Below are 11,270 nucleotides of genomic sequence, written 5' to 3' on the forward strand. Positions count from 1 at the left end.
GCGTTCGGAACCTTCGGATAGGCCCGGTGGCCGATCGGGCCGAGGATCCAGCCGTCCAGCGTCTTCAGCGTCTCCATGGTTTCCGGCGGCAGCGTGTGGCCGTGCGTCTGAAGCGCCCGGGCGCCGATCGGCAGCGGCCGCCAGTCGATGGTCACGCCGTGGATCTCGGCGGCGGCCCGGGCGATGTCGACCGAGATCGGAACGATCTCGTGGCCGATGTCGTCGCCGTTGAGGATGCCGATGCTCAGGGGTGCTGTTTGGGTCACGTTGATTCAGTCAGGGTTGCGGGCGGGCGAAGGACTGGGGATGTGGATGTCATTGCGGGCTTGGCCCGCAATCCACGACGGCGCTCGAATCAAGCGCTGCCTGGATCCCGGCTCAAGGCCGGGATGACATCCATGGGGGTGACATCCATGGGGCGACAGCCACGGAGGCGGGCGAAGGCCGGCGCACCGGTCATTCGTCGAGATGGATGTTGCGGGCCTTGGCCAGCGCAGTCCAGCGGGCAATGTCGCTCTTGATGTACTGGCCGAATTCGGCCGGCGTCATCGGCCAGGGCTCGACCGCCTCGCTCGCCAGCTTCTCGCTCATGTCGGGCGACTTGAGCACGGCGACCTGCGTTTCGTTCAGGCGGCGCACGATGTCCGGCGGCAGGCCGGCCGGCCCGACCGAGCCGTACCACTGCATGGCGTCGAAGCCCTTGAAGCCGACCTCCTCCATCGTGGGCACGTCCTTCAGCTGCGGGCTGCGCTGCTTGCCGGTGACGGCCAGGGCGCGCATGCGCCCCGAGCGCAGGTGCGGCAGCGCCGCCGCCAGGCCCGGGAACATCGCCTGCGTCTGGCCACCGAGCAGGTCGGTGATCGCCGGCGCGATGCCGCGATAGGGGATGTGCAGCATGAAGGCGCCGGTCTCCTGCTTGAACAGCTCCATGGTCAGGTGCGTGAGCGAGCCGGCGCCGGCGGAGCCGTAGCTCACCTTGCCCGGGTTGCGCTTGACGTAGTCGATGAACTCACGGACGTTCTTCGCCGGCACGCTGGTGTTGATCGCCAGCACGTTGGGCGTGGCGCCGATCATGCCGATCGGCGTGAAGTCGCGGATCGCGTCGTAGTTGACGTGGCGGGTGGCGGGCGTCGTGCCGTGCGTGGCCACGTAGCCCTGCATCAGCGTGTAGCCGTCGGGGGCCGCGTGGGCCACGTTCTGGCAGGCGACGACACCGCCGCCGCCGCTCTGGTTTTCGACGAGGAAGGTCTGACCGAGCAGCTTGCCCCAGCGTTCGGTGACGACGCGGGCAATCATGTCGTTGCCGCCCCCGGCGGCAACGGGGACGACGTAGCGGATGGGCCTGCTGGGATAGGCCTGCGCGAGGGCCAGCCCGGGCATGGCGACGGCGGCCGAAGCAGCCTGCAGGAGGTGGCGGCGTTTCATTTTGTTTGTCTCCTTGTGCGCGCATCTTCCGCGCGCGCGGGCTTGCTGTAAATTGCAACTTTCTGAGGTTTTGTTGCAGGTCCTGCATGAATGATGTTCGCTCGCCATGGTGAAACCCTCCCTGGCCGACCTGCGTGCCTTCGCCACCGTCGGCGCCCTCGGCAGCTTTGCCGGGGCGGCGAAGGCACTGCACCTGTCCCAGCCCGCCTTGTCGCGGCGCATCTCGAATCTCGAGCGCATGCTGGAGGTGCGCCTGTTCGACCGCACCACGAGAAGCGTGGAGCTGACGGTGCTCGGCCGGCGCTTCCTGGAGCAGGTCGGCACGCTGGTCGAGGAGCTCGATCGCTCCGTCCTCAGTTTGCGGGACGCGGCGCAACTGGAGGCGGGCGACGTGACGGTAGGCTGCGTGTTTTCGGCCGCCCACCACTTCCTGCCGCCCTTGATCCGCAAGTTTCGCGAACGGCATCCGCACGTGCTGGTGCGCGTGCTGGAGGCAGGGGCCGACGAAGTGCTGGCCAGCGTCAAGCGGGGCGAAGCCGACATCGCGCTCAACTACATCGGCATGCAGGATCCGGAGATCGAATTCACGCCGCTGCTGAAGGAGCCTTACGTGCTGGCCTGCCCCGCGGACCATCCGCTGGCCAGGCGGCGCTCGGTGCGCTGGGAGGAACTGCATGCGTATCCGCTGGCGCGGGTCTCGCACGCGAGTCGCAACCGCCTGTTCATCGACCAGGCGCTCGCTGAACTGCCGCCGCTGCCGCGGCCGATCTGCGAGGTGCGGCACGTGTCGACCTTGATCGGGCTGGTGGAGAACGGGCTCGGCGTGGCCGTGGTGCCGCAACTCACGGTGCCCCAAGCACCGGCCGGCGTGGTGGGCGTGCCCTTGTCCCAACCGGCCATCGGCCGCACCCTGGCGATCCTGCGGCGCAGCGGCCGCAGCCTCTCGCCGCCGGCTGCCGCCTTCATGCACCTGCTCACGCAAGCGAGCCGGGGCACGATGAAATCCCTGCGCAAAAGATAACGACTGCTGGCGCCGACGCAACGCCGGGACGTAACGAAGTTTTCGCTGCCTTGCATGCTGCGCTGCGACAGCCGTAAGCTGTCCAGCAGACATTGGGAGATGTGCAATGCACGAATGGAAGACGTCCGAGTCGTTCCCGGAAGAGAACGCGTCCAACTACGTCAATGGCCGCTTCGATCCGAAGGCGGCCGAGGCCCTACGCCAGCAGCATCGCGAGTGCGCGGCCCAACAGCCATGGCTGCGTAGCGAAAACCGCACGACCGCGCAACGGCACCGGCCGCAGCCCCGGAGCCACCGCTAGGAGTCTAGGCGCGGGCCGTCGCGCGTGCGACGGCGGCGGGCAGCCAGGCAGGGCGAGTTCTCTTGACGGCGCAGGGTGCGGGTGGCACAAGACCCGCACGCTGCTGCACTTCACCCGTCATCCACCCGCTCCCGAAAGGCTCCCATGACTGGAACTCCTGGCGTCGCGTCCCCCCAAGGCCCTCGTCGTTTCCGCGCTGCCTGGCTGGCACCGGTGCTGCTCGGCCTGCTGGCCGCCGGCCCGCTGCATGCGCAAAACGCGCAGGCGCAGAAGTCCGACCCCGCCCTGGCGCCGCCCGGGGCGCAAGTGACGGCGCCGCCGTCCTGGCAGCAGGGGCGCTCGTCCGCGCACGAGCGCTCGACGCTGCATCCTTTCGCGCCGCTGCTCACCGGCCGGCCGGCCAGCGAGTTGCCGCTCGACAAGCTGAAGGTCCCCGCCGGCTTCAAGGTCGAAGTGTGGGCCGACGGCATCCCCGAGGCGCGCTCGCTCGCGCTGGGCGACAAGGGCACGGTGTTCGTGAGCAACCGCAACCTGTCGGACGTCTATGCCGTCACCGACCACGGCGGCAAGCGCGAGGTGAAAAAGATCCTGAGCGGCCTGAACGCGCCCAATGGCGTCGCCTTCAACAAGGGCACGCTGTATGTGGCCGAACGCGATCGCATCACGCGCTACGACGGCATCGAGGACCGGCTGGACAGCCCGCCCCCGGCCAAGGTGGTCGTCGACAACCTCGATCCGGAAAAGCAGCCGGGGCACTTCTGGAAGTTCCTGGCGATGGGGCCGGACGGCAAGCTGTATTTCAACGTCGGCGCGCCGGGCAACATCGTGATGCCCAACTACATGCAGGCCTCGCTGAACCGTGTGGACCCGAACACGGGCGTGGTGGAGCGCGTGGCGCAGGGCGTGCGCAACTCCGTCGGCTTCGACTGGCATCCGAAGACCCACGAGATGTATTTCACCAACCATGCGCGGGACTGGATCGATGACGACAACCCCAACGACACGCTGCACCGCCTGACGCGCACGGGCATGAACTTCGGCTATCCGTTCTGCCACCAGGGCGACATCGCGGATCCGGAGTTCGGCAAGCACCGCTCCTGCGCGGAGTTCGACAAGCCCTTCATGAAGCTGGGTGCGCACGTCGCGCCGCTCGGGCTGCGCTTCTACTCCGGTGGCATGTTCCCGGCGCAATACCGCGACAACATGTTCATCGCGCTGCATGGCTCCTGGAACCGCAGCAACAAGCAGGGCTACAGCGTGATGCGCGTGGCACTCGACGGCAAGGGCGGGGCGAAGATGACGCCCTTCCTCGAAGGCTTCCTGACCGATGCCAAGGCCGACCCGCCGATGTGGGGGCGTCCGGTCGACGTGCTGGTGATGCGTGACGGTGCGCTGCTGGTCTCCGACGACTACAACGGGGTGATCTACCGCGTCAGTTATGCGCGGTAAAGCGCGCGGCGGCGCACTGCGCGCACTGCTGGTCGCCGCGCTCGCGTGGACGGCTTCGGCCGGCCACGCGGCGGCCGACCCGCAGCTGTGTTTTGCCTGCCATGGCGAGAACGGCAATTCGAGCAACCCCGCGGTGCCATCGCTGTCGGCGCAGCCGGCGCAGTTCATCGCGACGCAGCTGATCATGTTCCGCGAGAAGCGACGCACCAATCCGCTGATGTCGCCGATAGCCGCGCCGCTCACGAATCCGGAGATCACCGCGCTGGGCAAGTTCTTTGCCGCGCAGACGCGCGCGGTGCCGCCAGGCAAGCCGGCCGATGACGTGATGGCATCCGGCAAGCGCATCACCGAGCAGTTCAACTGCGTCGCCTGTCACGGTGCCAGCCTGCACGGGCAGCAGCACATCCCGCGGCTGGCCGGCCAGCAGGCCGACTACCTGCGCGTGCAATTGCAGGGTTTCAAGGCCGGCACGCGCTTCGACATGGACGGCAACATGACCGCCGCCGCCCAGCCGCTGACCGCGCCGGACATCGACGTGCTCGCGCAGTATTTGGCGGCGCTCGAGTAACGCGCGGGTTGTCATCCCGGGTTCGCGAATGTCATCCCGGGCTTGACCCGGGATCCATGCGGCGCTTGATCGAGCGCCGCATGGATCCCTCCGCTCCTATTGCGCGCTGATGTGACGCGCCTTGATCAGGCGCCCCAGCGTTTCGTTCTCGCGATGCAGGTAGGCGGTGAAGTCCGCCTGCGTGCTCATCACGGGCTCCGCGTTCAGGTCCTGCAAACGTGCGAGCACGTCCGGCGACTTCAGCGCCTTGGCGAACTCGCCGCGGATGCGCGCCACCACGGCGGGTGGGGTGCCCGCGGGCACGAACAGGCCCGTCCACTGCTGCGGCTTGAAGTCCGGGTAGCCGGCCTCGGCGAAGGTCGGCACCTCGGGCAGTTGCGCCAGGCGCTGTTCGCTGGTCACCGCCAGGGCCTTCACCTTGCCGCCCTTCACCTGCGGCACGGCCAGCGTGCTGGAGATCAGCATCGCCTGCACATGGCCGCCCACCAGGTCGGTCATGGCCGGGCCGCCGCCCTTGTACGCGACATGCGGCAGCTCGATGCCCGTCATGTCCTTGAAGACTTCGAAGTACAGGTGGTTGCTGGTGCCGATCCCCGGGCTCGCGTAGCTTGCGTTGTCGTTCTTCTTGGCATAGCCGACGAACTCCTTGACCGTGCTGGCCGGCACGCTGTTGTTCACCAGCAGGACCAGCGGGATGCGCGCGAGCAGGCTCACGGGCTGCAGGTCCTTGAAGGTGTCGTAGGGCAGGTTGGCGATCAGGTGCGGGTTGGCCGGTACGCTGTCCGCGCTGAGCAGCAGGGTGTAGCCATCCGCCGGCGCCTTCGCCAGCAGGCCCTCGGCCACGGTGCCGCCGGCGCCCGGGCGGTTGTCGATCAGGACGGGTTGGCCGAAACCCTGCTGCAGGCTGGGCGCCAGCGCCCGCGCGATGGTGTCGGTCAGCCCGCCCGGTGCGAAGCTCACGATGATGCGGATCGGCCTGGCCGGCCACTCCTGCGCGAAAGCGGCGGGAACGGCGAACGCGAAGGCGGCGGCGCCGTATAGCAGTCTGCGCAGGAACGCGCGCTTGGGCATGGAGTCTCCTGTCGTTGTGCCGGAGCAGAATTTCTCCGGAGTTGTGTCCACACAGTGGACAACGATCTCTATTTTCGGCAGGCTACACACTCTGTCAATGCGGCAAGCCCGCAGGTGGGGACCTCATGGAACAGATCACCGAAGAAAGCGCGGCCCCTGCCCAGGGCGCCGAGGGCGTGCGTGCGGTCGAGCGGGCGCTCGACGTGCTGTCCGCCTTCTCCGCGGGCGGGGAGGGGCTGCTGGTGGCCGATCTCCTCAAGCGGGTGGATCTCAGCCGGCCCACGCTCTACCGGCTGCTGCACACGCTGGGCAAGAAGGGCTTCGTGGTGGCCGAGGGCGAGCCGCAGCGCTTTCGGCTCGGACCCTCGGTTGCGCGCCTGGCCCACGTGTGGAGCAGCTCGCTGGACCTGGGCACGCTCGCCCGCCCCGTCATGCAGGAAGCGTGGACTTACACCTCGGAAACCGTAGCCCTGTTCGTGCCCCGGGGCGAGATGCGCATGTGCATCGCCGAGATGCAGAGCCCGCAGGCCATCAGTTATCGGCGCGGCGTCGGCTACACCGAGCGGCTGGTGCGGGGCGCCAGCGGCCGCGCCATTCTTGCCTTCACGCCCTTGGCCAGCGGACAGCTCGAGGCGTTTGCCGCCGGCACCAACGCCGACATGGCCTGGCTGCGCGAGCAGCTTGCGATCACCCGTGAACGGGGCTATGCCATGGGACACAACGAGCTGATCCAGGGCGCGTATGCGGTGGCCGCTCCGTTCTTCGATGGCCGCGGCAAGGTCGCCGGCTCGCTCGGCGTCTTCGGTCCGGACGTGCGCCTGACCGAGGCGCGGGTGAACGAGTTCGGCCAGTACCTGCGCATCCTGGCCGGCCGCCTCTCGGAAACCCTAGGAGGCAGCCCGGGTCCTTGACCGGCTTCCGTATGCGTCCATAGAATGGACAAGCCAATCGCTCTACGGACACGAAGATGAAGGACATGATGAAGACGCTGGTGCGTACCGGCCCCGGTACGCCCACCGGCAACCTGTTGCGCCGGTTCTGGATTCCCGTGCTGCTGACCAGCGAGATCGCGGAACCGGACGGCCCGCAGGTGCGCGTGCAGATCATGGGCGAGAAGCTGCTGGCCTTTCGCGATTCCGAAGGAAGGCCCGGCCTGATCGGCGAGTTCTGCTCCCATCGCGGCGTCTCGCTCTACTTCGGCCGCAACGAGGACAAGGGCATCCGCTGCAGCTATCACGGCCTGAAGTTCGACATCAACGGCAAGTGCGTCGATGTGCCGCAGGCCCCGCAGGCGTGCGAGAAGTTCCATATCGCCGGCTACCCCTGCGTGGAGCGCGCCGGCATCGTCTGGGCCTACCTCGGTCCCAGGGACAAGCAGCCCGAGCCGCCCGGCGTGGAATGGGCGAACCTGCCGGACAGCCATGTCTTCGTGTCCAAGCGCCTGCAGGAGTGCAATTACCTGCAGGCGATGGAGGGCGGCATCGACACCAGTCACGTCTCGTTCGTGCACAAGTTCGAGGTGGACAACGATCCCTTCCACCAGGGCACCAAGGCCAACGACTACATCAAGAAGGACGGCAACGTCACCTTCGAGGTCGAGAAGCACGATGGCGGCCTGACGCTGTTCGGCCGCCGCAATGGCGAGCCGGACTCGTACTACTGGCGCGTCACGCAGTGGATCTTCCCCTGGTACAACCTGATCCCGCCGTTCGGCGACCATGCCCTCGGCGGCCACGTGTGGGTGCCGATCGACGACCACAACTGCTGGGCGTGGAGCATCAACTTCCGCGTCGACCAGCCCCTGTCCGAACAGGAGCGGCGCGACCTGCAGGACGGCAAGGGCGTGCATTGCGAATACGAGCCGGGCACCAACGTGCCGGGCGGCAGCTGGCGGCCGAAACAGAACAAGGACAACGACTACCTGATCGACCGCGTCGCGCAGAAGGAGAAGCGCGCGTTCAGCGGCGTGTTCGGCTTCGCCGCGCAGGACGCGTCGCTGCAGGAAAGCATGGGGCCCATCCAGGACCACGAAAAGGAGAAGCTGCTGCCTTCGGACCGCGCGATCGTGATGGCGCGCCGCATGCTGTTCGAAGCGACGGTGGGCCTGGAACAGGGCCAGGAGCCGACGGCCACCGGCGCGCAGGGGCAGCGCGTGCGCGCCGCCGGCGTGCTGTTGCCGCGCGACCAGAAGCCGCAGGAGTGGGCCCGCACCCATCTCGTGGCGGGCGAAGGCCAACCGGTGTACTCGCTGTGAGCGGCCGGCTGCAAGGCAAGGCCGCCATCGTCACCGGTGCCGGCGGCGGCATCGGCGCGGCGACGGCACAGCTGTTCTGCGCCGAGGGCGCGCGCGTGCTGCTGGTGGACATGGACGCCGCGGCGCTGGAGCGCACGGGCGCACGCATCCGCGAGCAGGTGCCGGGTGCGAGCGTGCAACTGCTGGCGGCCAATGTCGCGGACCCGGCGTCGGCCACCGAGGCGGCGAAACAATGCGTGGAGGCTTTCGGCCGCATCGACGTGCTGGTGAACAACGCCTCGATGCGCAACTACGCGAGCTTCGCCGATGCGACGCCCGAGGAATGGCATGCGGTCGTCGGCGTCAACATGGTGGGCACGGCGAACTTCTGCCGCGCCGCCCTGCCCCACCTGCGGCAAGCGGGCCAGGCGGCGATCGTCAATGTCTCCTCCTGCTATGCCGTCAAGGGCCGCAAGGGCATGGCGCTGTACGACGCCACCAAGGCGGCGATCGTCGCGATGACGCGCACGCTGGCCTTCGAGGAGACGCCCAACGGCGTGCGCTGCAACGTCGTCTGCCCGGGCTCGACGCTCACCGACTTCCACGTCAATCGCACGCAGGCCGCCGGCAAGAGCGTGGAGGAACTGAAGACGCAGCGGCAGGACACCTCGCTGCTCGGACGCTGGGCCGAGCCGATGGAGATCGCCTGGCCCATTCTCTGGCTGGCCTCGGACGAGGCCTCGTTCATCACCGGCACCACGCTGCTGGTCGACGGCGGACTGCACATCAAGTAGCTCGATGATCATAGACAACGCCAACGACCTCACGCGCGCCGTGCTGGCGGCGGTGGAGGGCACGCCCGATCCGCGGCTGCGCCGCATCACCGCCGCGGCGGTGCGCCACCTGCACGACTTCGTGCGCGAGACCGAGCTGACCGAGCCGGAGTTCCGCCAGATCTGCGGCCTGATCGCCAAGGCCGGCCAGCTCACCACGCCCTCGCACAACGAGGTGGTGCTGGCCGCGGGATCGCTCGGCGTCTCCGCGCTGGTCTGCCTGTTGAACAACGGCGATGGCGGCACGCACGAGACCACGGCCAACCTGATGGGGCCCTTCTGGCGCCAGGGCTCGCCCGAGACGCCGCAAGGGGGCTCGATCGTTCGCTCGCCGACGCCCGGCGAGCCGGTGTTCGTGACCGCCTGGATCCGCGACCAGGCCGGGCACGCTGTGGCCGACGCGGAGGTCGACATCTGGCAGGCCTCCGGCGAGGGCTACTACGAAAACCAGGATCCGGCGCAGGCCGACATGAACCTGCGGGGCAAGTTCCGCACCGGCGCCGATGGCTGCGTGCGCTTTCGCACCGTCAAGCCTTCGGGCTATCCGATCCCGGTCTCCGGGCCGGTGGGGCAGTTGATCCGCGCGCAGGGGCGCCACAACATGCGACCCGCGCACATCCACGTCATGGTGCGCAAGACTGGCTGCAAGACGCAGTTCTCGCAGCTGTATTCCAGCGACGACCCGCACCTGGAGACCGACGTGCAGTTCGGCGTGACGCGCGCGCTGGTGGGCCGCTATGTGGCGCACGAGGGCGCGCCGGCACCGGCGCCCGACGTGCAGGGACGCTGGTACTCGCTGGAGCACACCTTCGTGATCGCGCCGGGTGACGACGCGCTGCCGCCGCCGCCGATCACGGCGAAGAACGAGGGGCCGCGGCCGCCGCTGGTGGTGCTGGCGGCGACCAGCGAGAACAAGAACCTTGATTGAAGGAGTGGCCATGTCCACCGTGAACCGTCGCACCGTCCTCGCGCTGGCCGCTTCGAGCCTTGCACCCACCGCTTTCGCGCAGGCGCAGGAGTGGGCGCCCAGCCGGCCGGTGCGCATCATCGTGCCCATCGTCGGCAGCACCAACGACGTGGTGGCGCGGCTGGTCGCGCCCAAGCTGCAGGAAGCGCTGGGCCAACCGGTGATCGTGGAGAACAAGCCCGGTGCCGGCGGCAACATCGGCGCGGACATGGTGGCCAAGGCCGCCCCCGACGGGCACACGCTGCTGGTCGGCTACAACGGACCGCTGGCCATCAACCCGACGCTGTTCGACAAGATGCCCTACGACCCGGTGAAGGACCTGCAGCCGCTGACGCTGGCCGTCAGGGCGCCGCAGTACCTGGTGGTGAATCCCGCTTCGGGCATCACGAGCCTGCAGGACCTGGTCGCCAAGGCCAAGGCGCAACCGAACCGCTTCTCCTATGCCTCGATCGCGGTGGGCAGCGCCTCGCACCTGACGATGGAGATGCTCAAGTCCGCGGCCGGGATCAACCTGGTGCACGTGCCGTACAAGGGATCGGGGCAGGCCGTGACCGACCTGCTCGCGGGCAACGTGCAGATGGGCTTTTTCGTGCCGGGCAACGTGCAGCAATTCGTGAAGGAAGGTCGGCTGCGCCTGCTGGCCTCCAGTGGCGCCAAGCGCTTTCACGGCACGCCCGACGTGCCGACGCTGGCCGAGTCCGGCTACAAGGACTTCGAGGCGACGTCGTGGATCGGCTTTCTCACCACGGCCAATACGCCGCGGCCCATCGTCGATCGCTACCACCGCGAGCTGGTGAAGATCCTGACCAGCCCCGACACCTCCGCGCGGCTGCGCGACATGGAGTTCGAGGTGGTGGCCAACACGCCCGAGCAGTTCAGCGCCTGGATCAAGTCGGAGATCGGTCGCTGGGGGCAGGTGATCAAGGCGACGGGGGCGAAGGCGGAATAGCCGAAGCGGCCATGGCGCGCGAAGGATGTCTTTGCGCGCGAGGGATGTCATCGCGGGCGAAGGATGTCATTGCGGGCTTGACCCGCAATCCACGACGGCGCTTGTTCGAGCGCTGTGTGGATCCCGGGTCAAGCCCCACTGCTGTCCGGAATCCCGCAGCATTGCTGCCTGGCGCTTGCTCCACCTGCGGTATCGAGCATCAGGGCGGTCGCGCAAGACGCCGTGCGGTGCGGGCCCGCGGAGTGGCGTCCCGATCGCGTGAACGCGATCGGGCAGACCTGCGCTGGCCGGTCTTGCGGCCCACGCGAAGAACTCGTCTGCAGTTTGGCCTGCGGCCCAACTGCGAACTCGAACAGCTTCGCGAATCAGAAACGTACGCGCTCCTCGATACGCGCTGCGCGCTCTCGTAGGAGCGCTGGGCCGCAAGACCGGCCAGCGCAGGCGCCACCCCTT

General features: G+C 68.1%; 12 protein-coding genes. 9 read left to right on the forward strand and 3 right to left on the reverse strand.

The window, feature by feature from the left end; genetic code table 11:
* Positions 1-266: isocitrate/isopropylmalate family dehydrogenase (locus JWP60_RS00005; RefSeq protein ID WP_299785127.1), on the reverse strand; the 266-nt coding region annotated here is incomplete at its 3' end.
* A 190-nt stretch (positions 267-456) separates the two neighbouring features.
* On the reverse strand, positions 457-1,425 hold the full coding sequence (locus JWP60_RS00010) for a tripartite tricarboxylate transporter substrate binding protein (protein WP_299785129.1): 969 nt from the start codon (positions 1,423-1,425) through the stop codon (positions 457-459).
* 106 nt (positions 1,426-1,531) lie between these two features.
* Here JWP60_RS00010 and JWP60_RS00015 point away from each other — a divergent pair, with 106 nt between their 5' ends.
* The 4 genes from JWP60_RS00015 to JWP60_RS00030 all read left to right on the forward strand — a co-directional run bounded on the left by JWP60_RS00015 (position 1,532) and on the right by JWP60_RS00030 (position 4,764).
* Entirely contained in the window at positions 1,532-2,446 is a 915-nt protein-coding gene (locus tag JWP60_RS00015) for a LysR family transcriptional regulator (protein WP_299785131.1), read from the forward strand.
* 106 nt (positions 2,447-2,552) lie between these two features.
* A complete protein-coding gene (locus tag JWP60_RS00020) occupies positions 2,553-2,747 on the forward strand; it encodes a hypothetical protein (protein ID WP_299785133.1) in 195 nt (64 codons plus the stop codon).
* Positions 2,748-2,891: 144 nt separating this feature from the next.
* Positions 2,892-4,196 (forward strand): PQQ-dependent sugar dehydrogenase, encoded by a 1,305-nt coding sequence (locus JWP60_RS00025; RefSeq protein ID WP_299785135.1) that lies wholly within the window; start codon positions 2,892-2,894, stop codon positions 4,194-4,196.
* Positions 4,186-4,764, forward strand: coding sequence for a c-type cytochrome (locus JWP60_RS00030; RefSeq protein WP_299785137.1), 579 nt, complete (start codon positions 4,186-4,188; stop codon positions 4,762-4,764). Before JWP60_RS00025 ends, JWP60_RS00030 begins: the two co-directional genes overlap by 11 nt.
* Positions 4,765-4,860: 96 nt before the next feature.
* Here JWP60_RS00030 and JWP60_RS00035 read toward each other — a convergent pair whose 3' ends face one another.
* Complete coding sequence (locus JWP60_RS00035; protein WP_299785139.1) at positions 4,861-5,835, reverse strand: tripartite tricarboxylate transporter substrate binding protein; 975 nt, start codon at positions 5,833-5,835, stop codon at positions 4,861-4,863.
* 125 nt (positions 5,836-5,960) lie between these two features.
* On the opposite strand from JWP60_RS00035, the gene JWP60_RS00040 reads away from it, so the two are divergent.
* The 5 genes from JWP60_RS00040 to JWP60_RS00060 are packed head-to-tail and all read left to right on the forward strand — an operon-like array spanning position 5,961 to position 10,817.
* Entirely contained in the window at positions 5,961-6,746 is a 786-nt protein-coding gene (locus JWP60_RS00040; protein WP_299785141.1) for an IclR family transcriptional regulator, read from the forward strand.
* A 56-nt stretch (positions 6,747-6,802) separates the two neighbouring features.
* A complete protein-coding gene (locus JWP60_RS00045) occupies positions 6,803-8,089 on the forward strand; it encodes an aromatic ring-hydroxylating dioxygenase subunit alpha (protein WP_299785143.1) in 1,287 nt (428 codons plus the stop codon).
* Positions 8,086-8,862, forward strand: coding sequence for an SDR family NAD(P)-dependent oxidoreductase (locus JWP60_RS00050; protein ID WP_299785145.1), 777 nt, complete (start codon positions 8,086-8,088; stop codon positions 8,860-8,862). Before JWP60_RS00045 ends, JWP60_RS00050 begins: the two co-directional genes overlap by 4 nt.
* Positions 8,863-8,866: 4 nt before the next feature.
* Complete coding sequence (locus JWP60_RS00055; protein ID WP_299785147.1) at positions 8,867-9,829, forward strand: dioxygenase; 963 nt, start codon at positions 8,867-8,869, stop codon at positions 9,827-9,829.
* Between the two features lie 10 nt (positions 9,830-9,839).
* Positions 9,840-10,817: a tripartite tricarboxylate transporter substrate binding protein gene (locus JWP60_RS00060; RefSeq protein ID WP_299785149.1), complete on the forward strand. Its 978-nt coding sequence runs from the start codon at positions 9,840-9,842 to the stop codon at positions 10,815-10,817.
* Positions 10,818-11,270 lie beyond the last annotated feature (453 nt).

It is taken from the genome of Ramlibacter sp. (assembly GCF_028291745.1).
Classification (GTDB): Bacteria; Pseudomonadota; Gammaproteobacteria; order Burkholderiales; family Burkholderiaceae_C; genus Ramlibacter.

Bases quoted from the DNA above. Each gene is read 5' to 3' on its own strand.
- JWP60_RS00010 (WP_299785129.1), bottom strand. From the start codon at position 1,425: ATGAAACGCCGCCACCTCCTGCAGGCTGCTTCGGCCGCCGTCGCCATG.
- JWP60_RS00015 (WP_299785131.1), top strand. From the start codon at position 1,532: ATGGTGAAACCCTCCCTGGCCGACCTGCGTGCCTTCGCCACCGTCGGC.
- JWP60_RS00020 (WP_299785133.1), top strand. From the start codon at position 2,553: ATGCACGAATGGAAGACGTCCGAGTCGTTCCCGGAAGAGAACGCGTCC.
- JWP60_RS00025 (WP_299785135.1), top strand. From the start codon at position 2,892: ATGACTGGAACTCCTGGCGTCGCGTCCCCCCAAGGCCCTCGTCGTTTC.
- JWP60_RS00030 (WP_299785137.1), top strand. From the start codon at position 4,186: ATGCGCGGTAAAGCGCGCGGCGGCGCACTGCGCGCACTGCTGGTCGCC.
- JWP60_RS00035 (WP_299785139.1), bottom strand. From the start codon at position 5,835: ATGCCCAAGCGCGCGTTCCTGCGCAGACTGCTATACGGCGCCGCCGCC.
- JWP60_RS00040 (WP_299785141.1), top strand. From the start codon at position 5,961: ATGGAACAGATCACCGAAGAAAGCGCGGCCCCTGCCCAGGGCGCCGAG.
- JWP60_RS00045 (WP_299785143.1), top strand. From the start codon at position 6,803: ATGAAGGACATGATGAAGACGCTGGTGCGTACCGGCCCCGGTACGCCC.
- JWP60_RS00055 (WP_299785147.1), top strand. From the start codon at position 8,867: ATGATCATAGACAACGCCAACGACCTCACGCGCGCCGTGCTGGCGGCG.
- JWP60_RS00060 (WP_299785149.1), top strand. From the start codon at position 9,840: ATGTCCACCGTGAACCGTCGCACCGTCCTCGCGCTGGCCGCTTCGAGC.